At 68.6% G+C, this 23263-nt stretch carries 22 protein-coding genes; 8 read left to right on the top strand and 14 right to left on the bottom strand.

Annotated features, from left to right (window positions below):
* Positions 1-16: 16 nt before the first annotated feature.
* The 4 genes from paaK to AC57B5_RS21320 all read right to left on the bottom strand — a co-directional run bounded on the left by paaK (position 17) and on the right by AC57B5_RS21320 (position 3815).
* A complete protein-coding gene (paaK, locus tag AC57B5_RS21335; protein WP_496400279.1) occupies positions 17-1321 on the bottom strand; it encodes a phenylacetate--CoA ligase PaaK in 1305 nt (434 codons plus the stop codon).
* An 11-nt stretch (positions 1322-1332) separates the two neighbouring features.
* Positions 1333-1800, bottom strand: a complete 468-nt coding sequence (paaI, locus tag AC57B5_RS21330) for a hydroxyphenylacetyl-CoA thioesterase PaaI (RefSeq protein ID WP_013800320.1) — start codon at positions 1798-1800, stop codon at positions 1333-1335.
* Positions 1801-1811: 11 nt separating this feature from the next.
* Positions 1812-2594, bottom strand: a complete 783-nt coding sequence (locus AC57B5_RS21325; RefSeq protein ID WP_046238612.1) for an enoyl-CoA hydratase-related protein — start codon at positions 2592-2594, stop codon at positions 1812-1814.
* Positions 2595-2825: 231 nt separating this feature from the next.
* The gene (locus tag AC57B5_RS21320) at positions 2826-3815 is read right to left on the bottom strand and encodes a tripartite tricarboxylate transporter substrate-binding protein (protein WP_013800318.1); all 990 of its coding nucleotides are present in this window, start codon (positions 3813-3815) and stop codon (positions 2826-2828) included.
* A 177-nt stretch (positions 3816-3992) separates the two neighbouring features.
* Here AC57B5_RS21320 and hemE point away from each other — a divergent pair, with 177 nt between their 5' ends.
* The 3 genes from hemE to AC57B5_RS21305 all read left to right on the top strand — a co-directional run bounded on the left by hemE (position 3993) and on the right by AC57B5_RS21305 (position 9212).
* Positions 3993-5105 (top strand): uroporphyrinogen decarboxylase, encoded by a 1113-nt coding sequence (gene hemE, locus AC57B5_RS21315; RefSeq protein WP_043824322.1) that lies wholly within the window; start codon positions 3993-3995, stop codon positions 5103-5105.
* Between the two features lie 524 nt (positions 5106-5629).
* Entirely contained in the window at positions 5630-7852 is a 2223-nt protein-coding gene (gene priA, locus AC57B5_RS21310) for a replication restart helicase PriA (protein WP_496400278.1), read from the top strand.
* Positions 7853-8075: 223 nt separating this feature from the next.
* Complete coding sequence (locus AC57B5_RS21305; protein ID WP_043824343.1) at positions 8076-9212, top strand: asparaginase; 1137 nt, start codon at positions 8076-8078, stop codon at positions 9210-9212.
* A 175-nt stretch (positions 9213-9387) separates the two neighbouring features.
* Here AC57B5_RS21305 and AC57B5_RS21300 read toward each other — a convergent pair whose 3' ends face one another.
* The 9 genes from AC57B5_RS21300 to AC57B5_RS21260 form a co-directional block, all read right to left on the bottom strand.
* Positions 9388-10254 carry a ChbG/HpnK family deacetylase gene (locus tag AC57B5_RS21300; protein WP_043824320.1) on the bottom strand — a complete coding sequence of 289 codons (867 nt, stop codon included), beginning with the start codon at positions 10252-10254 and terminating at the stop codon, positions 9388-9390.
* Entirely contained in the window at positions 10251-10673 is a 423-nt protein-coding gene (locus AC57B5_RS21295; protein WP_012202494.1) for a GtrA family protein, read from the bottom strand. The genes AC57B5_RS21300 and AC57B5_RS21295 overlap by 4 nt, the downstream gene beginning before the upstream one ends.
* Positions 10674-10675: 2 nt before the next feature.
* Positions 10676-11680: a glycosyltransferase family 2 protein gene (locus AC57B5_RS21290; protein ID WP_012202493.1), complete on the bottom strand. Its 1005-nt coding sequence runs from the start codon at positions 11678-11680 to the stop codon at positions 10676-10678.
* Complete coding sequence (locus AC57B5_RS21285) at positions 11677-13296, bottom strand: glycosyltransferase family 39 protein (protein ID WP_496400277.1); 1620 nt, start codon at positions 13294-13296, stop codon at positions 11677-11679. Before AC57B5_RS21285 ends, AC57B5_RS21290 begins: the two co-directional genes overlap by 4 nt.
* A 100-nt stretch (positions 13297-13396) precedes the next feature.
* Positions 13397-14347, bottom strand: coding sequence for an AEC family transporter (locus tag AC57B5_RS21280; protein ID WP_012202491.1), 951 nt, complete (start codon positions 14345-14347; stop codon positions 13397-13399).
* Between the two features lie 128 nt (positions 14348-14475).
* Complete coding sequence (locus AC57B5_RS21275) at positions 14476-14835, bottom strand: hypothetical protein (protein ID WP_012202490.1); 360 nt, start codon at positions 14833-14835, stop codon at positions 14476-14478.
* A gap of 98 nt (positions 14836-14933) precedes the next feature.
* Positions 14934-15335 (bottom strand): roadblock/LC7 domain-containing protein, encoded by a 402-nt coding sequence (locus AC57B5_RS21270; RefSeq protein WP_012202489.1) that lies wholly within the window; start codon positions 15333-15335, stop codon positions 14934-14936.
* Positions 15332-15895, bottom strand: a complete 564-nt coding sequence (locus tag AC57B5_RS21265; protein WP_496400276.1) for a GTP-binding protein — start codon at positions 15893-15895, stop codon at positions 15332-15334. Before AC57B5_RS21265 ends, AC57B5_RS21270 begins: the two co-directional genes overlap by 4 nt.
* Positions 15892-16638 (bottom strand): hypothetical protein, encoded by a 747-nt coding sequence (locus tag AC57B5_RS21260; RefSeq protein ID WP_013800310.1) that lies wholly within the window; start codon positions 16636-16638, stop codon positions 15892-15894. Before AC57B5_RS21260 ends, AC57B5_RS21265 begins: the two co-directional genes overlap by 4 nt.
* A gap of 281 nt (positions 16639-16919) precedes the next feature.
* Between AC57B5_RS21260 and AC57B5_RS21255 the strand changes: the two genes are divergently transcribed.
* From AC57B5_RS21255 to AC57B5_RS21240, 4 genes are all read left to right on the top strand, one after another.
* Complete coding sequence (locus AC57B5_RS21255) at positions 16920-18989, top strand: ATP-dependent helicase (protein WP_496400275.1); 2070 nt, start codon at positions 16920-16922, stop codon at positions 18987-18989.
* A 17-nt stretch (positions 18990-19006) separates the two neighbouring features.
* Positions 19007-19495: a hypothetical protein gene (locus tag AC57B5_RS21250; protein WP_492386214.1), complete on the top strand. Its 489-nt coding sequence runs from the start codon at positions 19007-19009 to the stop codon at positions 19493-19495.
* A gap of 88 nt (positions 19496-19583) precedes the next feature.
* A complete protein-coding gene (locus AC57B5_RS21245; protein WP_012202484.1) occupies positions 19584-20804 on the top strand; it encodes a phospholipase A in 1221 nt (406 codons plus the stop codon).
* A 167-nt stretch (positions 20805-20971) separates the two neighbouring features.
* The gene (locus AC57B5_RS21240) at positions 20972-21424 is read left to right on the top strand and encodes a hypothetical protein (RefSeq protein WP_012202483.1); all 453 of its coding nucleotides are present in this window, start codon (positions 20972-20974) and stop codon (positions 21422-21424) included.
* A 25-nt stretch (positions 21425-21449) separates the two neighbouring features.
* On the opposite strand, the gene AC57B5_RS21235 is transcribed toward AC57B5_RS21240, so the two are convergent.
* Positions 21450-21920: a universal stress protein gene (locus AC57B5_RS21235; protein WP_034397960.1), complete on the bottom strand. Its 471-nt coding sequence runs from the start codon at positions 21918-21920 to the stop codon at positions 21450-21452.
* Positions 21921-22055: 135 nt separating this feature from the next.
* Here AC57B5_RS21235 and tgt point away from each other — a divergent pair, with 135 nt between their 5' ends.
* Positions 22056-23228, top strand: coding sequence for a tRNA guanosine(34) transglycosylase Tgt (tgt, locus tag AC57B5_RS21230; protein ID WP_012202481.1), 1173 nt, complete (start codon positions 22056-22058; stop codon positions 23226-23228).
* The last annotated feature ends 35 nt before the right edge of the window (positions 23229-23263 follow it).

Here is a 23263-nt window from a genome sequence, read left to right as displayed (position 1 = left end):
GGACTCCTGTGCGCGCTCAGCGGCTGCGGTGATCGATCACGCGGCGGGCCTTGCCCACCAGGGTGCGCTCTATGGAATCGGGTCGCAGCACCTCGACCTCGGCGCTCACGCCGACCAGGGTCTTGATGCGCTGCTGCACCCACAGTGCCAGCGCTTCGGTGTCGCCCTGCGTGCCCGGCTGCATCTCGCAGCGCACGGCCAGCCGGTCCAGGTTGCCGTCGCGCGTGACCACCAGCTGGTACTGGCCCGACAGCTGGGCGTTCTGCAGCACGATCTCCTCGATCTGCGTGGGAAACAGGTTCACGCCGCGGATGATGAGCATGTCGTCGCTGCGCCCAACGATCTTGCCCATGCGCCGGAAGCTGCGCGAGGTCGGCGCCAGCAGCCGCGTCAAATCCCGCGTGCGGTAGCGAATGATGGGCATGGCTTCCTTGGACAAAGACGTGAAGACCAGCTCGCCCTCGCTGCCGTCGGGCAGCACCTCGCCCGTGTCCGGGTCGATGATCTCGGGGTAGAAATGGTCTTCCCAGATCACCGGCCCGTCCTTGCTCTCCACGCATTCGCTGGCCACGCCCGGGCCCATGACTTCGGACAGGCCGTAGATGTCCACGGCGTCCAGTCCCGCCTTGCCCTCGATCTCGCGGCGCATGGCCTCGGTCCAGGGCTCGGCGCCGAAGATGCCGATCCGCAAAGAGCTCTCGCGCGGGTCCAGGCCCTGGCGCTGCATCTCCTCCACGATCACCTGCATGTAGCTGGGCGTGACCATGATGATGTCGGGCCGAAAGTCCTGGATCAGCTGCACCTGCTTTTCGGTCTGCCCGCCCGACATGGGCACCACCGTGCAGCCCGCGCGCTCGGCACCGTAGTGCGCGCCCAGCCCGCCCGTGAACAGGCCGTAGCCGTAGGCCACATGCACCATGTCGCCGGGCCGCCCGCCCGCTGCACGGATGGAGCGCGCCACCAGGTTCGCCCAGTTGTCGATGTCATTCAACGTGTAGCCCACGACCGTGGGCTTGCCCGTGGTGCCCGAGGAGGCTTGCACGCGCGCCACCTTCTGGCGCGGCACGGCGAACATGCCGAACGGGTAGTTCTCGCGCAGGTCCTTCTTGGTGGTGAAGGGAAAGCGGGCCAAGTCGGACAGCGTGCGCAGGTCGGACGGATGCACGCCCTTCTCGTCGAAGGCGCGGCGGTAGTGGGGCACGTTGTCATAGGTATGCTGCAGCGACCAGCGCAGGCGCAGCAGCTGCAACGAGGCGATCTCGTCGCGGCTGGCGGTTTCGATGGGGTCGAGTTCGCCGGGGGCGGGGCGCTGCAGGGACATGGCGGACCTCTTCAGGTGGGCTCTGTCAGGCCGGGCACGGTGGGCCGGCCCTTGAAGCTGTGCGAGCGGCCACGGAACAGCGCGATCACTTCCTGGCGCTGGTTGGTGACCTGCACGTCATAGACGCCGGTGCGGCCTGCGCGCGAGATTTCGCGGGCCTGGGCCGTGAGCACGTCGCCGGGCCGGCCGGGCGCGACGAAGTCCACGCTCAGGCCCGAGGCCACCGTCATCTCGTTGCGCGCATTGCAGGCATAGGCAAAGGCCGTGTCGGCCAGCGCCGTGATGAAGCCGCCGTGGCAGATGTCGAAGCCGTTGAGCATGTCGTCGCGCACGGCCATCTCCATGCGCGCCGCGCCGGGGGCAATGTCCGTGATGCGCAGGCCCAGGCCTTGCGCGGCGCGGTCGCGCGCCAGCATGCCGTCGCGCACCTGTTCGGCCAGGCGCTGTGCGGCTTCGTCCGGGGTGTGGGTGTCTTGCATGGCGCCGCTCCTCAACGGTCCGAGAACACGGCAGCCCGCTTGCCCAAAAAGGCGGCCACGCCCTCCTGGTAGTCGTGGGCCGCGCCCAGCTGGCCCTGCTGGCGCGCCTCGCGCGTGAGCGCATGCTCGTAGTCCAGCAGTTGGGCCGAGTCCATGGCCTCCCGCGTGCGCGCCAGGGCCCGCACGGGCATGGCGGCCAGGCGCTGGGCCAGGGCCTGGGCCTCGCTGCGCAAATCGGCATCTTCCACGCAGCGCCAGATCAGGCCGATGCGTTCGGCCTCGGCCGCAGGCAGCTTGTCGCCCAGCAGGGCCAGCCCCAGGGCGCGCGCACGGCCCACCAGGCGCGGCAGCAGCCAGGTACCGCCGCAGTCGGGCACCAGGCCGATCTTGGCAAAGGCCTGGATGAAGCTGGCCGAGCGCGCGGCCAGCACCAGGTCGCAGGCCAGGGCGATATTGGCGCCCGCGCCTGCGGCCACGCCGTTGACGGCGGCCACCACGGGCACGGGCATGGACTTGAGACGCAGGCACAGCGGCTGGTAGCGGCGCTCGATCAGGTCGCCCAGGTTCTGGTCGGGCGCCGCCTCGGGGTCGGACAGGTCCTGGCCCGCGCAAAAGCCGCGCCCCGCGCCCGTGAGCACCACGCAGCGCACCGAGGCATCGCCGGCGGCCTGCTCCAGGGCCGAAAGCAGCTGCTCGTGCAGTTGCGCGTTGAAGCTGTTGAGCGCGTCGGGGCGGTTCAGCACCAGGGTGCGGACGGCGTCTTGCTGCTCAACCAGAACCAGCGATGGGGGCATGAAAGTCTCCGTGGCCTGTCTGCCGTCTTTATGCGGCAGATCAAACATAATTTACCGAATGGTCGGTAAATGTTAGTCGCCAGACCCTTTCCACCACAAGCGCCCAGGCACCGAGGAAACCCCTAGGCCCCATGAAAAATGACCCCCACGCTGCCCCCCAAGGGGGCGTTTTTCATCTTGGGGCGGCCCGGCGATGAAAAAAGGCCCGCACGGGCCATTTTTCTTGAAGGTTCAGGGCTTGAAACCCGAGCGCTGCACCACCGGCGTCCACTGCGCGCGGTAGGCCTTGAGCATCTCGGCCGTCTGCGCGCTGCTGCTGGAGACCGGGGTCAGCCGGCTGGCCTCGAATTTCTGGCGCGTGTCGGGCTCCTTCATGATCTCCTGCACCATGCGCGACAGGCGCTCGGCAATGTCGGGCGCCATGCTCTGCGGCGCGAACAAGGTGTTCCAGCCCATGCCCGACAGGTTCAGGCCCGATTCCTTGAGCGTTGGAATGTCCGGCGCCATGGTGCTGCGGCGCTCGCCCGACACGGCCAGCACGCGGATCTTGCCGGCCTCGTGCTGGGGCAGCAGCACGTCGAAGGTGTCGATGGCCAGCGGCACCTGGCCGCCCACCAGGTCGGTCAGCAGCGGGGCCGAGCCCTTGTAGCCCACGGTTTCGGTGCGGACCTTGGCGGCCTCGCCCAGCATCAGCGAGAAGAAGTGCGGCAGGCTGCCCGTGGCCGGCACGCCCACGTTGGCCTGCTGCGGATTGGCACGCAGCCAGGCCAGCAGGTGCGACAGCTGCCTGACGGGCACGGCACTGGCCACGGCCACGCCGAATTCGTAGCGATTGACCTCGCTGACCGGGCGGAAGTCCTTGTCGGGGTCGTAGCCCGAGTCGGGGAACACCAGGGGCGCCACCAGCATCACGGCCGGGTTGGCCAGCAGCAGCGCGGGCTGGGAGGCCGGCGCGTTCTTCACATACTGGGCCGACAGGCGGCCGCCCGCGCCGGGCTTGTTCTCCACCACCACGGGCGAGCCCACGCGCGCCTGCAGCTTGTCGGCCACGATGCGCGCCACGCGGTCGGTGGCGCCACCGGGCGGGTAGCCCACGACGATGCGCAGCGGCGCCTTGCCCGGAAACAGCGGCTCGGCCGCCGTGGCACTTCCAGCCAGCCAGCTGGCGGCCGAAACAGCCGGGGCCAGGGCCAGGATCTGGGTCAGGGTTCTTCGCTGCATCGCAAACTCTCTCCTTGCATGGACGGATTCCCGTGCGGAACGCACGCCGCACAATGTAGCGGCCTCAAAAAGCCCGTTGCCGCCGATATTGACCAGGGTTAACCCGAGGCAAGACGCCCTGCGCCGCTCGGGCATCGCGACAGCCTGGCGAAGCCGACTCGGCGACAATCGCCCACCATGAGCTTCGCCCCCCTGACCAACGACACCTTCCTGCGCGCCTGCCGGCGCCAGGCCACCGACTACACGCCGCTGTGGCTGATGCGCCAGGCGGGCCGCTATCTCCCCGAATACAAGGCCACGCGCGCCCGGGCCGGCAGCTTCATGGGCCTGGCCACCAACGTGGACTACGCCACCGAGGTCACGCTGCAGCCTCTGGAGCGCTTCCCGCTGGACGCGGCCATCCTGTTCTCCGACATCCTGACCGTGCCCGACGCCATGGGCCTGGGCCTGTCCTTTGCCGAAGGCGAAGGCCCGCGCTTTGCCAAGGTGGTGCGCGACGAGGCCGCCGTGGCCGAGCTGGCCGTGCCCGACATGGACAAGCTGCGCTATGTGTTCGACGCCGTGACCAGCATCCGCCGCGCGCTCGATGGCCGCGTGCCGCTGATCGGTTTCTCGGGCAGCCCCTGGACCCTGGCCTGCTACATGGTCGAGGGCAAGGGCAGCGACGACTACCGCCTGGTCAAGAGCCTGATGTATGCGCGCCCCGACCTGATGCACCGCATCCTGGCCATCAACGCCGACAGCGTGGCCGCCTACCTCAACGCCCAGATCGATGCGGGCGCCCAGGCCGTGATGGTGTTCGACAGCTGGGGCGGCGTGCTGGCCGACGGCGCCTTCCAGGAATTCAGCCTGGCCTATACCAAGCGCGTGCTGGCCGGACTCAAGCGCACGGGCGTCGATGGGCAGGACGTGCCGCGCATCGTCTTCACCAAGGGCGGCGGCATCTGGCTGCCCGACATGAAGGACCTGGACTGCGAGGTGCTGGGCCTGGACTGGACGGCCAACCTGGCCCGCGCCCGCGCCATCGTCGGCGGCGAGGTGGGCGGACCCGGCAAGGCGCTGCAGGGCAACATCGACCCCAATGTGCTGTTCGCACCGCCCGAGCGCGTGGCCGAGCAGGCGCGCGCCGTGCTCGACAGCTTCGGCGCTCCGCACACCGACAGGACCACCACGGGCCCCACGCACATCTTCAACCTGGGCCACGGCATCAGCCAGTTCACGCCGCCCGAGCATGTGGCGGCCCTGGTGGAGACCGTGCACAGCCATTCGCGCGCCCTGCGCCAGCGCTGAGCGAGCCGCCTCCCCGCCCCCGCTTCTCCCGAACCCCAGGGCCGGACGCCAGCGCAGCGCCGGCCCCTGCCGGGGCCGCCAACGGCCCGGCAAGGCCCCGCTGTCCACAAGCCGGGTACCCGACAGCCGCTTGCTGCACAAGATGGCCACAGACCATCTTATGCACAGAAAAATCCGAGCGAGGCCCTAGGAGTTGCAGTTGTCATCCGCGCCTGCACGCCGGCGACATATCGATATAAGCCATTGTTTTTGAATAATTTTTTTGATAGCAACATTTTCAGCATGCACCGATTGGCAAGGCCGGATAAGCAGGTACATGCCCATAGATCCGAATAATCCCCACAAAGTTATCCACAGAAATTGACGATATACCCAGAAACCCGCAGTCACCGGCCGGGGCGTCTGGTGTAGAACGCCGCACCCAGGCTCCGGGCAGCACCAAAGGCTTATGCTTGGCGGCTTGGTTGCCGCAGGTCCTGCCGTGCGGCGCCCGCGTTTTCAGGCCCCGCTTTCCCCGCATTCGCATGTCCCTCCCCGCCCACACCGTCCATGTCGCCGTCCAGACGCCGGCGCACAGCGCCGTGGGCGAACTGCTGAGCTACACCTGCGACCAGCCCCTGGAGGCGGGCACCCTGGTGCGCGTGCCCCTGGGTCGCCGGGACCTGCTGGGCGTGGTCTGGGACGCCCCGCCCCGCCCCCCCGCCATGCCCGAAGGCGTGGAACTGCGCCCCGTCGCCGCCGTGCTGCAGGGCATTTCGCCGCTGCCGGCCGCCTGGCGCCGGCTGGTGGCCTTCGCCGCCTACTACTACCAGCGCAGCGTGGGCGAAATCGCCGTGACGGCCCTGCCCCCGCAACTGCGCGAGATGACGGCCGAGCAGCTGGCGCGCCGGCTCAGGCCGACCAAGGCCGCAGCGAAGAGAGCGGCCAAGGCTGCAAAAGAGGAACAGGCGCAACAGGCGGAACAAGCGCCTGGCACTGCGCCTGCATCAGCGCCTGCATCAGCGCTCGCACCGGCCCCGGCCGCCGCAGACATTCCCCCAATCGTCCTCAGCGCCGAGCAGGCCGACGTCTTCACGCAGATCGCCGCCCATCCCGGCCCCTTTCTGCTCTTCGGCAGCACGGGCAGCGGCAAGACCGAGGTCTATCTGAGAGCCACCCAGGCCGCACTGGACGCCGACCCCGGCGCCCAGGTGCTGGTGATGGTGCCCGAGATCAACCTCACGCCCCAGCTGGAGCAGCGCTTCACGGAGCGCTTCGCGCCGCAGTACGGCGCCGACTGCGTGGTCAGCATGCACAGCGCAATGACCAACCCCCAGCGGCTCAAGAGCTGGCTGGCTGCGCACACCGGCGTGGCACGCATCGTGCTGGGCACGCGCATGTCGGTCTTCGCCAGCCTGCCGGGCCTGTCGCTGATCGTGGTGGACGAGGAGCACGACGCCAGCTACAAGCAGCAGGAAGGCGCGCGCTACTCGGCGCGCGACCTGGCCATCTGGCGCGCGCGCGATACCGGCGCCAAGGTCATCCTGGGCAGTGCCACGCCGTCGCTGGAGAGCTGGCACGCCAGCCGCCCGCCCAATGCCGACGAGCCGCAGGGCGGCCGTTACCTGCGCCTGCACATGCCCAGCCGCATCGGCGCGGCCGCCCTGCCGCGCGTGCGCCTGGTGGACATGGGCCAGCAGCCGCGCAAGGCCGTGTTCTCGCCGCCGCTGATCGATGCCATCACCGAGCGCGTGCAGCGCGGCGAGCAAAGCCTGGTGCTGCTCAACCGCCGCGGCTTCGCGCCCGTGCTGTTCTGCGCCGACTGCGGCTGGAAAAGCGACTGCCCGCACTGCAGCGCCCACCAGGTCTTCCACAAGGCCGACCGCACGCTGCGCTGCCACCACTGCGGCTACACCCAGCGCGTGCCCATGGCCTGCCCCGGCTGCGGCAATCCCGACATCCTGCCGCTGGGCAAGGGCACGGAGCAGCTGGAGGAAGAACTGGCCCGCCTGCTGCGCAATGTGCAGCGTCCCGACCGCGAGCCCGCCCGCGTGGCGCGCATCGACGCCGACACCACGCGCGCCAAGGGCGCGCTGGAGGAGCAACTGGCCCAGGTGCATGCGGGCGACATCGACGTGCTGGTGGGCACCCAGATGGTGGCCAAGGGCCATGACTTCCGGCGCATCACCCTGGTGGCCGCCGTGCAGCCCGACAGCGCTCTTTTCTCCAGCGACTACCGAGCGCCCGAGCGCCTGTTCAGCCTGCTGATGCAGGCCGCCGGCCGCGCAGGGCGCGACGCGCACTACGTGGCCGCCCAGGGCAGCCACCCGGAGATGTGGATACAGACCCACGACCCGTCCCACCCCGTCTACACCGCGCTGCGCTCGCACGACTACCCGGCCTTCGCCGCGCGCCAGTTGCGCGAGCGGCGCGATGCGGGCATGCCGCCCTTCGCCTTCCAGGCCATCGTGCGGGCCGATGCGCGCACGCAGGAAGCCGCCCAGGCCTTCCTGGCCGCTGCGGCCGAGGCCGCCCGCCAGGCCGGCCTGCCCCATGTGGACGATGTCTTTCTCTATCCGCCCATTCCCATGTCCGTGCAGCGCGTGGCCAATGTGGAGCGCGCGCAGATGCTGATCGAGTCGGCCCAACGGCCCGCCCTGCTGCGCTTTCTCTGGGCCTGGCAGGCGCACCTGCACTGGATCAGGGCACAGCCCGGGCACCGCGCCCTGGTGCGCTGGCTGGTGGACGTGGACCCGCTGGCCATCTGAGCGTGGCACGGCCTTTGGAACGGCCCCAAAAAACCTCAAGCCTTTCAGGCCTCGGGCGCAATCCCGCAAAGCGTTCACCGCTCCTTTTTCGGAAGCGCTTTTAGCGCATTCGCCGCAGGGCTCCCATCGGGATTTGCGCTGATGCAGGCGGGGCATGTTTATTGCATCGTGCCGCATTCAGCCCACAAGGCTGGATCATTCAATGCCTTTCCAGGAGCGATACATGCCGTTCACCCCCTTCCGTATGACCTTGATGGCCGTCGCGCTTGCGCTGGCAGGCTGCGCGTCCCAGCCCGGCGCCAGCCAGGCCCCCGCAGCCGCAGCGCCCGCCACGGCGACCGCCCCTGCACCCGCTCCCACCGCACAGGCCGGCAAACCCAACGTGGTCGTCCTGGCCACGGGCGGCACCATTGCCGGCGCGGGCGCCAGCGCCGTCAACAGCGCCACCTACACGGCCGCCAAGGTGCCCGTGGACAAGCTGCTGGCCGGCCTGCCCGAGCTGAGCAACATCGCCAACGTGTCCGGCGAGCAGGTCTTCCAGATCGCCTCCGAGAGCTTCACCAACAAGGAACTGCTGACGCTGGCCCGCCGCGTCAACGAGCTGGCCAAGCAGCCCGGCGTGGACGGCATCGTCGTCACCCACGGCACGGACACGCTGGAGGAAACCGGCTACTTCCTGAACCTGGTGGTGCCCACCGACAAGCCCATCGTCATGGTCGGCTCCATGCGCCCCGGCACGGCCATCTCGGCCGACGGCGCGCTGAACCTGCTGGGCGCCGTGGCCACGGCCGCGTCCAAGGACTCGGCGGGCAAGGGCGTGCTGGTCAGCATGAACGACAACATCGACTCCGCGCGCGATGTCGCCAAGCTCACCAACATCAAGACCAATGCCTTCGCCAGCCAGTGGGGCCCGCTGGGCATGGTGGTCGAGGGCAAGACCTACTGGTTCCGCGCCCCCGTCAAGCGCCACACCAGGGGCAGCGAGTTCAACATCGAGCAGATCACCGACCTGCCCGCCGTGGACATCGTCTATGGCTACGGCAACGTGCCCGCCACGGCCATCGACGCGCTGGGCAAGGCCGGCGTCAAGGCCATCGTGCATGCAGGCACGGGCAATGGCTCGGTGGCCGACCGCATCGTGCCCAAGCTCAACGAACTGCGCCAAAAGGGCGTGATCGTGGTGCGCAGCTCGCGCGTGCCGGCCGGCTTCGTGCTGCGCAATGCCGAGCAGCCCGATGACAAGTACGACTGGGTCGTCGCCCATGACCTGAACCCGCAGAAGGCGCGCCTGCTGGCCGCCGTGGCCCTGACCAAGACGCAGGACACGAAGCAGCTGCAGCGCATCTTCTGGGAGTATTGATAGGCACCCCCTGAGGCGCTGGCGCGCCTTCCCCCTCTCTACCCGCTTCGCGGGGGAGGGGGACGACAGCCTCGCTGCGGGGCGGCCCTTGCTTGCTGTCCCTTGCTTTGGGCCTCGTCGGTTTTTGCAGCCTCGTCCCAAGCCCCGTTCGCGGGGCTTTTTCTATTGCCGCTTGCTAGTTCGATGTGAACAGCGGGGTGAGGGGGCCTTGGGCGATGTGGCAGTGCGCTTGTTCCAGGGCCTGGGCGAAGGCGTCGGAGCGCAGGTAGGCGTATTCGACGGCGCGCTGGGCGCCGATGGCGTCGCCCTGGACGGGGGCGGTGGCGGGGTGGCACATCATGAGGCTGCCGGGCTGCAGCTGGGCCAGCCATTGGGCCATGTGGCGGCCATAGCCTTCGGGCGTGGGCTGGTCGAAGGCGTAGACGCCGCCGAAGCCGTGGTTGAGCGGCACGCCCTGGCGGCGCAGGCGGCGGGTGGTGGTCCAGCCGCCCAGCAGGGCGATGATGGCGGCCTTGGGGTCGCGCCAGAGCTGGCCGGCCGGGGTGGTGGAGCGGACCCAGGGCAGGTCGTCAGCGTTGTCGCCATAGCGCTGGCGCAATTCCTGCACCAGCGCGGCGCGCACGCCGGGGAGCTGGTGCACGTGCTGGTGGCCGTCGATGAAGTCGGGGGCCATGCCCAGCGCGTCCTCGAAGGCGTCGAGCTGGCGGCGCCAGGCGTCGCGCATGGCGGCGCCGCCGAGTGCGCCGGCATAGGCGCGCGCGATCACGGCACCGATGCCGGCGGCGGGCTGCAGGCCGTGGCCTTCGGTCAGGTTGAAGTGCAGGCCCAGCGACAGGCGCGGGCGCAGCGCGGGCAGGCGCCTGGCGGCCTGCCTCCAGTGCGGCGAGGTGGTCATGCAGCTGGTGGCCGACAGCCGGCCCTGCAGCGTGAGCTGCTCCACGGCTTCATCGACCAGGGGGTGCAGCGCATAGTCGTCGGCGCACAGGACGACGGTTCTGGCCGAGGCCTTCTCCCCGTTGTTTCTGGCAGGTACGGTGTTCATGAGGATTCCTTGCGGCCGGGGGCCGCAAAGGCCCAGAACTTGGCGAAGACGAAGGTGCCCACCGCCACCAGCACCAGCACCAGGGCCAGGCTCCAGAAATAGTGCCAGTGCAGCCAGTGCAGGGCCACCCAGTACAGCAGCTCGTTGGCCACGAAGGAGGCGCAGGCCACGGCGAAGTACTTGCCGGCCACGGCCCAGCCTTGCGCCCCGGCCTGCACGAAGGTGAACAGCGCATGGCCGTTGTAGCTGACCACGAAGGCCACGAGAAAGGCCAGCACGTTGGCATGCAGCGGCGCCATGCCCACCCGTTGCACCAGCAGGGCGACCACGGCCAGGTGCGTGGCGGCCGCGCAGCCCCCTACCAGCACGAACTGCAGCGCCTGCGGCAGGCGGCGCAGTTGTGCGATCACGTCGTGCATGGCTAGTCCCGTGGCGCCAGCGGGCTGCGGTCTTCGTCGCGCGCCAGCAGGTAGGTGGGACGGCGCTTGACCTCGTCATAGATCCGGCCGATGTACTCGCCCAGGATGCCGATGGACATCAGCTGCACGCCCGAGAACAGCATGATGCTGGCCGCCAGCGTGGGCCAGCCGTCCAGCGGGTTGCCGAAGATCAGCGTCTCCATGGTGATCCACAGCCCGTAGAGCAGGGCCGCCAGCGAGATGATCCCGCCCACCACGCTCCACACGCGCAGCGGCAAGGTGGTGAACGAGGTCAGCCCCAGCAGGGCCAGCGAGCCCAGGCGCCGGAAATTGAAGCTGGACGCACCGGCCGTGCGGTCGGCCGGCACGAACGGCAGCGCCGCGGCCTTGAAGCCCACCCAGGCGTACAGGCCCTTCATGAAGCGGTGGCTCTCCGGCAGGGCCTTGAGCGCGTCGGCCACGCAGCGGTCCAGCCAGCGGAAGTCGCCGGCATTGGGCGGGATCTTCACCAGGTTGCCGGCATTCATGAGCCGGTAGAACAGGTTGGTGCCCACGCGCTTGGCGCCGCTTTCGGCGCCCCGGTCGGCGATCACGCCATAGACCATGTCGTAGCCGGACTGCCACAGCTCGCACATCTGGGGCAGCATCTCCAGCGGATGCTGGAAGTCGGCGTCGATCAGCACCACGGCGTTGCCGCGCGCATGGTCTATGCCGGCCGACAGCGCCGCCTCCTTGCCGAAGTTGCGCGACAGCGCCAGATAGCGCACGGGCAGTTCCTGGGCCATGCGCAGCGCGATCTCGTGCGTGGCGTCACGGCTGCCGTCGTTGACGACGATCAGCTCGTAGTCGGGCGTCAGCGTGCGCACCGTCGCGTCCAGGGCGCGCAGGAACGCCTCCAGGTTGCCCTCTTCATTGTGGGCTGGCACCACGCAGCTCAGCCGCAGCGGGGGGCGCGGCAGCATCCCCTTGGGAGCGGCCGGAGCAATGTCAGCATGCAATTCGGTCATAGGCCAGCATTGTCAGCGGGCTGGCTGCCTGCGCGCGGCAACACGTCAAAAACCGCATAGGCATAGGGACTGGGCCGAGGAAAACGCCATCCCGAGCGTTGCACCGTGAGCACACGCGCCTCCTGTGGCAGGCCCAGCTTCGCCAGCCAGGCCTGCGCCTGCTGCTCGCAATCGCGCGATTTCGCGGTCGGGCCGGGCTCGCTGGCCACCGGGCCGCGCGGGCACAGCAGCAGCCCGGGCTGCTGGCGCCAGTCCGGCAGCGCCAGCACGCGCGCATATTCGCTGTCGGGCAGACCGGGAATGGTGCGCAGATACGGCTGGGCATAGAAAGACAGCATGGCATTTTCCGCCCAGTCGCCGCCCACCCACTGCAGCGGCTGCTGCGGGTGGCGCTGGTTCCAGGACAGCACGATGGCCTGGGCCGCATCGGCCGCGGGCCGGTAGTAGTCGGAGCTGCTCTTGCGCGCATTGCCCCAGCCCACGGCCAGCCCGATCACCAGCACCACGGCCATGCTCGGCCACCAGGCGCGGCGCAGCGCGGCCAGCGCGGCCAGCGTCACGGCGGGCGCCTCGGCGTCCAGGTTGCGCAGCCACAGCAGCACGAAGGCATAGCCGATGGGAATGGCCCAGGGCGTGGACAGCTCCACCACGCCGGTGGCGCCAAAGCCCAGCGTCGCAAGCCAGGGCATGAGGGCCAGCCAGAACAGCGTGTCGCCGCGCCCCTGCCAGCACCAGCTGCGGCGCAGGAAACGCGCACTCCAGCGCAGCCAGCCGCCGCCTTGCTGGCGGGCCTGCATGAAGCCATACACCAGGCACACGGCCAGCCAGGCCGGCAGCCAGTAGAAGATGGGCGCCAGCGCAAAGCGCAGCACATAGCCCCACACCACCTGCCCGCCGCCCTGGTCCATGGCATAGCCCAGCGTCACCCACTGGTGGTGGGCAATCCAGGCCACATGCGGCGCCAGCGCCAGGCCAAAGGCTGCCAGCGCCACGTAGGGCCGGGGTGTGAGCAGCCACTGGCGCCCTTCACGCACCAGGAAGATGGGCAGCAGGAAACCGGCCAGGAACACGCCGCTGTAGTACTTGCTGAGCATGCAGGCGGCCGAGACCACGCCCAGCGCCACGCTGAAGGCCACGCCGCGCGCCCCCTTTTCCTGCCAGCTGGCCAGCAGCAGGGCCGCCGCCCAGGGCCACAGGGACAGCAGCTGGCTGTTGGCGTTGAACTTGCCGGCCAGCGTGGTATACGGAAAGCACCACAGCAACAGGGCCGCGCCCAGCGGCGCCAGGCGCGCCAGCCCCAGGCGCCTGCCCAGCACGTAGACGCCCCAGATGCCCACGCCCACATTGGCATAGGACAGCAGGCGATAAAAGCCGTCGTTCTGCGGGAACACCATGAACCACAGGCCGACCACCCAGGCGAAGAACGGCGGATGCTTGTGCGTGCCCAGCTGCAGCGGCTGGGCCCAGGCATAGTTCTCCAGCATGTCGTGGTAGCCGTCCAGATTGCCATTGGCCAGCCAGGACACCAGGGCCCAGAGCAGGCAGGCCAGCGTCACCATCCAGAGCAGGGCCGCGCCCGTGGGAACGCCTGCCGGGGCAGAGGGGGAGGATTTCATGCGATCCCGTCGAGGTGGTGAAAAAACATGGGCGGGATTGTAGTGAGCACCAGCATGCCCGTGCGCCCCGGGCCTGCCGCTCAGGTGTGCCCGGGCCTGCTCAGGTCATCAGCGCCACGGCGCCCGAGAAGCTCAGGAAGGCCAGCACCGTGGACACCAGGATGATGCGGGCCACGCGCCCGCCGTGCGCCCCGAAGCGCTCGGTCAGCAGCGAGACATTGCTGGCGCTGGGCAGCGCGGCCAGCAGCACCAGCGCCACAAAGGCCTCTTCGCCGAGCGGCAGGCCTAGCGCCATGGCCGCGCGGGCCACGGCCCAGACCAGCAGCGGGTGGACCAGCAGCTTGGCCAGCGCAATGGGCACGTAGTCGCGCGCGGCCACGCGCTCGTGGCTGTTCATCTGCGAGCGCGCCAGCACGGCGCCAATGGTGAACAGCGCCACGGGCGAGGCCGCGCCCGCCAGCATGGCCACGGTGCGGTCGATGGGGCCGGGCAGCGTCCAGCCTGCCGCCGAGGCCACGCCACCCAGCACGATGGCCCAGGGCATGGGATTGGCGGCCATGCCGGCAAACGCCCTGCGCAGCGCCACGGACACACCATGCCCGCCCGGCAGCCCCAGGCGCGACAGCGCAATGCACAGCGAGGTGGTCACCACCATGTCGATGGCCATGGTGACGATGACCGGGCCTGCGGCACGCTCGCCCAGCAGCGCCACCAGCATGGGCACGCCCATGAAGCCGGTGTTGGGAAAGGCCGCCACCAGCGCGCCAAAGGCTGCATCGTTCCAGCCCACGCGCCGCACGGTCAGCGCCACGGTGGCGCCCACCATCAGCAGCGCGCACAGCAGGTAGACCACGGAGACGCCCACATCCAGCAGCTGGGCAATCGGCGTCTGCGCGCCAAAGCGGAACAGCATGCAGGGCAGCGCGAAATACAGCACGAAGGCATTGAGCCCCGGTATCGCCGCCTGCGGCAGCACGCCACGCCAGGTGGCCGCAAAGCCGCAGGCCACAAGCGCGAAGAAGGGGAAGGTGATCAGCAGGACGGACAGCACGCGGCGATTCTGGCAGCAAGCCGGTGCCGCTGCCGCGCGCCCGTGTCACCGCGCGGACGCCGGACGAAAAAAAACCTGCCGGAATCCGCATCCGGCAGGTCGGGCGTGAGCGCAACAAGCGCGTGCGCTTATAGCGCCAGGTCCTTCTCGACGTCCTGCACCTTGCGGCGGGCCAGCGCCAGATTGGAGCGGCTCTTGTCCAGCACCAGGTAGAAGAACACACCTTCATGGGCGGCCACGGGCCGGATGATGTGGTACTGGTGCGTCAGGGTGATCAGGATGTCGTCGATGGCGTCATCGAGCTTGAGCATGCGCATGGTCTTGAGCTTGGCGCGTACCACCTCCGTGTTGCCGGCAGCGGCCAGCTCCATGTCGAGGCCGGAGCCCACGCTGCCCATGAGCATGCCGCTGGTGCTGTCCACCAGGGCCGCGCACAGGGCGCCATCGATGCCCAGCAGGCCGTTCAGAGAATCATGTATCGAAGCCATATGCCACCTTTTCAAATAGCAAGGGCAGGCTGTGCGATGGACCACCGCGCCCGCTCCTCGGGGGAAGAAAACCAAACTTCTGCAGCGGATGCCGCGGATCAGGAACGGGACAGTTCGGAGGCCACTTCGCCCGCCGCCCACAGCGCGCGGCCCAGCAGGGCGCTTTGATCGACCACCATGCACAGGATGGCCGGCTGGTTGCCGGCCACGGCCTGGAAGAGGACGGTGCCCAGCTCGGTCTCGAAGGTCAGCCGCCGGCAGGACTTGTGGCCTATCTCGGTGGCCACGGCCCTGGCCATGGCCATGAGCGAGCCCGCCATGGCCGACAGGCGCTCCGTCGGCAGTTCGCTCCTGACCCGCAGGGAGGTGATCTCGAAGCCGTCAGGCGTGCACAGCAAGGCGATGTGCACGCCCTCCAGGGGCGCCACCACGCGGTGGAGCACATCGCTGCCAGCTTCGATCAGAGAGGGAGGAATCCGGGGAAGCGTTGGTGTCTTCATACCTGACTTTGCAAGGAAAGCAAGGAAACGAGCACCCCCAGCGCATCCAGCAACTGCTGCCGGTCACGGGGGTCCGCCTGGATGACAGGCACTATACCGTGACCTCTGTCCGCCAAGGCGCTGCTGAATGCTTCCTGCTGTTGCTCGCTGGCATCACGGCAACTGACCACCACCACCAGGGGCCCGGATTCCAGAGAGGCGATCTCGGCCAGGCACTGCGCCGCGTAGTCCGGTGCGCTGGCGTCGCAGACATCCACCATCAGCAGCACGCCCACCGAGGCATTGAGCACCCAGCGGCGCACGAAGTCGAAGCGTTCCTGCCCCGGGCTGCCCACCAGCTGCAGCCGCTCTCCACCGCCCAGGTCGATCTCGCCGAACTCGGCACCCACCGTGGTGAATTCCTTGGAATGGGAGGCCCGGTCCAGATTGGGCACATCCGCCGCCGCCATCAACGCGCCGCACAGGCTGCGCAGGGCCGTGGTCTTGCCTATGCCCATGAGGCCCACCAGGCTCACCCGTACCAACCCGGCAGCAGGCTGCGCGTTCATCCACAGGCTCATGCCACTCCTCCGCGCCGGATCCAGCCGGCCAGCTTCTGCACCCACTGGCGCGGCAGGCCGGCCACCGCGTCGGGCGCCTGTGCGCGGCTGCGGCGCAGCGGCGGGAGATCGTCTTCGCGCGCGGCGCGCAGGCTGCACTCCAGCAGGCTGCGCAGCCGGGGATGGCGCAGCAGTTCGGCCACGGCGCGGGCCTGCATGCCGCTGTGCTCGCACAACAGGGCCACCTCCATGGGGCCACGGCACAGCATGGCCAGGGCACGCAGGCATTCGGAGTTGTTCCACGGCGCGGGCAGCGCCACCCAGGCCTTGAGCTGGAAGCGGTAGCGGCAGTCCACGCCCTGCTGCTGCAGATCGTCCAGCGCCCGCGCCAGCGTATGCGACGTCGCCACCTGCTGGCGCACCGTCCAGTCCATGAGGAAGACGGCCGCCCGGTCCAGCATGTCGATCAGGTCGGACAGCGTGAAATTCATGTCCAGATAGGTTGCCAGTCGCTGCTGCGTGCGCTCCAGGTGCTGTCCCTGGGGCACTCCACCCACGTAGACCACGCAGGGCATCCACCCTGCAGCCTCGGGCGCGGGCATGTTGCCATCGACGACCAGCACCTGGGCGCTGACCAGGGGCACCTGCCGCCAGCCGCGCAGCGACTTGCGGGACGCCACGGCGAACAATGCCTCGAAACGCTGCTTGAGCAGAGGAGACCACAGCTCGGCAGCCAGGCCGATCTCGTCTGTAGTGCGAGCCATCTTTGACACCTCACCGGATAGGAACTGAAATGGACAAACCAGATTCGCCCGTGACAGAACATCGGCGAAGACTGATATTTTGGATAGTTTTTACACATTACTCACTTGATTTAATGTGAACTTTTCTATTTAGACCAACGCCGCCACAGTACGGACCAGAGGGGCCGCGAGATTTGTCGCCGAATTCCAAGGGTGCTTACACATGGCCTGATGGCCTCGATCCCCGAAGCGGTATGCTCCCGCTTCCCTCACTTTCACGCCTTTCCCCGCGCAACGCACCCATGTCCGCAGGACTCAATCTGGCCCAGCTCCAGGCCGTCCACTACACCGAAGGCCCCTGCCTGGTCCTGGCCGGCGCGGGCTCGGGCAAGACACGCGTGATCACGCACAAGATCGGGCGCCTGATCGAGATGGGCATGGCGCCGCGCCGCATCGCGGCCATCACCTTCACCAACAAGGCCGCAGCCGAAATGCGCGAGCGCGCGGCCGGCCTCATCGGCCGCCAGGCCAAGGACGTGCTGGTGTGCACCTTCCACGCCCTGGGCGTGCGCATGGTGCGCGAGGACGGCCATGTGCTGGGCCTCAAGCCCCAGTTCAGCATCCTGGATGCCGACGACGTGACGGGCATCCTCAAGGACTGCTCGGGCGGCACCACCGACCTGTCCACGGCGCGCCAGTGGCAGTGGACCATCAGCAACTGGAAGAACGCCGGCTGGGACAGCCGCAAGGCCCTGGCCATGGCCCAGGACGACAACGAGCGCAGCACGGCGCTGATCATGCAGCGCTACGAAGAGCGTCTGACCGCCTACCAGAGCGTGGATTTCGACGACCTGATCGGCATGCCCATGCGCCTGCTCAAGAACCACATCGAAGTGCGCGAGAAATGGCAGCGCCTGCTGGGCCATGTGCTGGTGGACGAATACCAGGACACCAACGCCACGCAGTACGAGCTGCTCAAGATGCTGGTGGGCAGCCGCGCCCACTTCACCGCCGTGGGCGACGACGACCAGAGCATCTACGGCTGGCGCGGCGCCACGCTGGACAACCTCAAGAAGCTGCCGGTGGAGTTCCCGCAGCTCAAGGTGATCAAGCTGGAGCAGAACTACCGCTCCACCTCGGCCATCCTGCGCGCGGCCAACAACGTCATCCAGCCCAACCCCAAGCTCTATCCGAAGACGCTGTTCTCGGAGCTGGGCGAGGGCGAGCCCGTGCGCATCGTGGACTGCGACACCGAGGAGCACGAGGCCGAGCGCGCCGTCGCCCGTATCCAGAGCCTGCGCGCGGCCAGCAACCCGCCGCCGGACTGGAAGGATTTCGCCATCCTCTACCGCGCCAACCACCAGGCCAAGCCCTTCGAGAAGGCCTTGCGCAAGGCCAGCATTCCCTACAAGGTCTCGGGCGGCACCAGCTTCTTCGACCGCGCCGAGATCAAGGACCTGTGCGCCTGGTTCCGGCTGTGGATCAACAACGACGACGACCCCGCCTTCCTGCGCGCCATCGGCACGCCCAGGCGCGGCATAGGCCACACCACGCTGGGCAAGCTGGGCGAGTTTTCCTCGCAGCACAAGCTCAGCATGTTCGGCGCCCTGTTCGCGCACATGCTGGAAGCGGCCCTGCCCAAGAAGGCGCATGACAGCCTGCTGGAGTTCGGCCGCTACATCAACGACCTCGAATACCGCGCCCGCCACACGCTGGGCGCCGAGCAGTCGCGCGGCTTCATGCTCGACTGGCTCAAGGAGATCGGCTACGAGCAGTACCTCTACGACAGCGAGGACAGCGAATCGGTGGCCGCCGCCCGCTGGAGCAACGTGCTGGAGTTCTGCGACTGGATGGCCCAGCGCGCCGGCGGCCAGATCGAGGATGCGGCGGGCACGACCACGCACACCGAGGTCAAGAGCCTGCTGGAAGTGGCGCGCAACATCGCCCTGCTGTCCACCATCAGCGAGCGCGAGAAGGAGCAGGACATGGTCATCCTGTCCACCCTGCATGCCTCCAAGGGCCTGGAATGGCCGCATGTGATGCTGGTGGGCGTGACCGAGGGCATGCTGCCCTTCAAGCTCGACGACGACAACGGCCGCCAGCAGAAGGTCAGCGACGAAACCGCCCAGCGCCTGCAGGAAGAGCGCCGCCTCATGTACGTGGGCATCACGCGCGCCCGGCGCTCGCTGGCCGTGAGCTGGACCAAGCGCCGCAAGAAGGGGCGCGAGATGGTCTCCACCCTGCCCAGCCGCTTCATCAAGGAAATGGGCCTGGACGCCGCCACCTCGCGCGAGGACCCGCGCGAGAAGCTGCGCCAGCTGCGCGCCGAGTTCGCCCTCAAGGCACAGCAGTCCACGCCCGCCGACTCCTGATTCCAGAAAGACACCGCATGCGTTTTTACCGCCCCGTTCTCAGCCTGGCGCTGGTGGCCGTGACCACCGCCTGCTCCAGCACGGACCTGCAGACCACCACCCGGCCCACCCTCCAGGCCGCGCCCAAGGCCGCCCGCGCTGCCACCGCCCTGCCACACGCCCCATGCCCCGGCGACGAGGAGATGAAGGACAGCCAGCTGCAGGGCGAATGGACGGGAACCGTCGAAGGCCAGTCCCAGCCCGTGCGCCTGCAGCTGGGGCCGCACCCCCAGTGGAAGGGCAACGTCAAGGGCACGATCGCGCGCGGCGCAGACACCCGCCCCATGGTCGGCGACGTGGCCGATGACCACATCACGCTGGAAGAAAGCGCCGACGGCAAGCGCATCACCGCCACCTGGCTGGGCGATGTAGTCGAAGGCAGCTGCGCCCGCGAGATCCGCGGCAACTTCATCGAAAGCGACGATGCGGCGCCCCGGCCCTTCGTGCTGCGCAAGCTCGCGCCGTGACCGGCCCCCGAGCCTGCACACGAGCCCCCTGCTCCCTCTTCACTCATTACCCCTTACTCTTCGCTCCTTCCATCACCGGACCCAAGCCATGACGACTCCTACACACCTGGATCGCCGCAAGCGCCCAAGCCGCACGCCGACACCCCTGCAGTGGGCCCTGGCCATGGGACTGGGCGCCACGCCCTGGCTCGGCGCCCAGGCGCAGACCGCGCCCCGCCCCCTGTCCGAGGACGCCTGGCGCCAGTGCGCCGCCACCACGGACAACCAGTCTCGCCTGGCCTGCTTCGACACCTGGGCCCAGCAGCAGCAACCGCTGACCGCGCCGCCGGCCACCGGCTGGAGTGCTCCGGCCGCCAGCGCCGCAGCCGATCCTGGCGCCCTGCCCACGCCCGCCCCCGTGGTGACGGCCGACAGCGGCCAGGGCCTGGCGCTGCCCACCACCCCCACCAACGGCGGCTGCCGCGACCCGCGCTACAGCGAGCTGTCGCGCTACTTCGAGCTGGAACCGGGCAGCGACTGCGGCACCTTCAGCTTCCGCGGCTACCGGCCCATGTCCGTGTCCGTGGTGACGGCCGACCATGTCAACCGGCAGCCCACCACGCCCGGCAAGGACCCTGCGCAGTCGCAGCCCTACAAGACCGAGGAAATGCGCGTGCAGCTGTCCGTGCGCACCAAGGTCGCCCAGGGCCTGCTGACCAGCAGCACCTCGGCGGGCAAGGACTCGCTGTGGGTCGGCTACACCCAGCAGTCGTACTGGCAGCTGTTCAGCCCCGCCATCTCGCGGCCCTTCCGCAACACGGACCACGAGCCCGAGATCTTCTACGTCTACCCCACCGATGCCCGGCTGCCCTTCGGCTGGCGCTGGCGCTACAGCGGCGTAGGCCTGGTGCACCAGTCCAACGGCCAGAGCGATCCGCTGTCGCGCAGCTGGAACCGCTGGTATCTGATGACCGGCTTCGAGCTGGACAACCGCTGGCAGCTGCACGCCAAGGCCTGGCAGCGCATCCGCGAAAGCGCCGAGCACGACGACAACCCGCGCATCCAGGACTACATCGGCCGGGGCGAGGTGAAACTGGGCTGGAACGTCAATGCACAGAACTATCTGGGCTTCACTGCGCGCGGCTCGCTCGGCCAGGGCCGTGGCTCCGGCCGCGTCGAATGGCTGCGCACCCTAGGCGAAGGATGGAACGGTGGCAAGAGCAATTTGCGCCTGCATGTCCAGCTTTTCAGCGGATACGGTGACAGCCTGATCGATTACAACTACAAGCGCACCGTGCTCAGCGTGGGTTTCAGTCTTCTGGACTTCTAGAAGACCGGCCCTCGCCGGGCACGCTTTGCCGCTTGCCCTTCGCGGGGAAGCCCCGCCCCGCTGGCTGCATTGCCAGCGGCCGGGGCCATGCGTCAGAATGCGCCGATGCCCCGGGCCTTTGCAGGCAGGCCCGGAACCCGCCCCAGAACGAACCGCGGAGGTCCGCCATGGATTTGCAATACCAGCTCAAGGCCGGCAGTTACTGCCTGTACGACATGCGCGAGACGCCCAGTGCCATCACGGGCGAGCGCCGCTGCCGGCTCAGGACCGAGCTGGTGGCCATTGCCTTCGACCTGGTCACGGGCCAGGTCCATGAGCATGGCTCGCCCACGCGCATCCATGCCTGGGCGCTGTGCACGCGCAGGCGGCTGCGCGCGGCCGGCGACTGGGACCAGGCCGACAGCATCGTCGTGGTCTCCGGGCCCCTGCCGGTGGATGAGATCAACAAATGCCTGGGCATACGCGGCTACTGCCGCCGCATGTTCCAGCGCCTGGCCAGCCTGCCGCACGGCAAGCTGCAACCCCACGCGCATGCGCACGCTCATGGTGCCTACGGAGCTTACGGCGCCCATGCAGGCCGGCACCAGTCCCATCAGGGCCAGCAACGGCGGGCCGCCTGAAAGCCCGCCCGCGCCCGGCACCCCCTCACTCGGGACCCAGGTCCTCTTCCCCTTCTTCATCGTGCGGCTCGGCATGCTTGACGATGGTCACGGGCAGCCGGCTGTTGCGTGCCACCTCGCGCGAGACCGAGCCGATCAGCACGCGCCGCAGGCCGCCCTGGCCCAGTGCGCCGATGATGATCTGCTCGCAGCCCGTGCTCTCGGCAATGTCGGCCAGCGCGGCGGCGGGCTCGCCCAGGCCGATCTCCACCTCGTAGGAAATGCCGGCCGCCCGCACCAGGGCCACGGCCGGCGCCACCAGGTGCATGCCGGCGTCCACGCTGGCGGCGGCAATCATGTCCGAGTCCTGCGTGGCCAGCTCGAACAGCGAGGCTTCCTGCTGCACATGGGCCAGCACGAAATGCGCCTGCAGGCCCTGGCGCACCAGGGAGATGGCGTGGTGCACGGCATCCAGCGAGGGCTCGGACCCGTCGACGGCAATCATGATCTTCAGCATGCAGACCTCCTTTTTTGTAGCTGGCGAATCGCAACCACCCCAGTGTAGACGCGGGCCGGCTAAGCCAGACGGGCTCCGGGGACAGTCGCGGAGCGTCCGACACGCACATGCGGCCATCTGGGACAATGGAGGGCTATGCTGCAATTCGACCTGCTCAAGACCGATCCCTCCAGCCACGCGCGCCGCGGCCAGCTCACGCTCAACCACGGCGTGGTGCAGACACCCATCTTCATGCCCGTGGGCACCTATGGCACCGTCAAGGGCGTGATGCCGCGCAGCCTGCAGGAGATGGGCGCGCAGATCATCCTGGGCAACACCTTCCACCTGTGGATGCGCCCGGGGCTGGACATCATGCAGAGCTTCGGCGGCCTGCACGGCTTCGAGAAGTGGGACAAGCCCATCCTCACCGACTCGGGCGGATTCCAGGTCTGGAGCCTGGGCGCCATGCGCAAGATCACCGAGGAAGGCGTGCACTTCGCCAGCCCGGTCAACGGCGACAAGCTGTTCATGTCGCCCGAAGTCAGCATGCAGATCCAGACCGTGCTGAACTCGGACATCGTCATGCAGCTGGACGAATGCACGCCCTACGAGACCAACGGCCACAAGACCACCGAGGCCGAGGCACGCAAGAGCATGGAGATGAGCCGCCGCTGGGCCAAGCGCTCCAGCGACGAGTTCCAGCGCCTGGGCAACCCCAATGCGCTGTTCGGCATCGTGCAGGGCGGCATGTACGAGAACCTGCGCGAGGAATCGCTGCAGGCCCTGGTCGAGATGGACTTCCCCGGCTACGCCGTGGGCGGCGTCTCGGTGGGCGAGCCCAAGGACGAGATGCTGGCCATCATGGCCCACACGCCCCACCGCCTGCCGGCCCACAAGCCGCGCTACCTGATGGGCGTGGGCACGCCCGAGGACCTGGTGCAGGGCGTGGCCGACGGCGTGGACATGTTCGACTGCGTCATGCCCACGCGCAATGCGCGCAACGGCACCATCTTCACGCGCTATGGCGACCTGAAGATCCGCAACGCACGTCACAAGACCGACCACCAGCCGCTGGACCCCAGCTGCACCTGCCATGCCTGCGCAGGCACCAGCGGCGTGAGCTGGGAGCAAGGCGGACGCGACGGCTTCTCGCGCGCCTACCTGCACCACCTGGACCGCTGCGGCGAGATGCTGGGCCCCATGCTCACCACCATCCACAACCTGCACTACTACCTGAACCTGATGCAGGAAGTGCGCAATGCGCTGGAGGCGGGCAACTTCACTGAAATGCGCGCACGCTTCAAGGCCGAGCGCGCCCGGGGCGTCTGACGCCCCGCAGCCGATCGTTCAGGTCACTCAGGTGG

The sequence above is a fragment of the Delftia sp. BGA-UO-ETr-SB1 genome (assembly GCF_059567865.1).
This window is presented reverse-complemented; position numbering and strand designations above follow the sequence as displayed.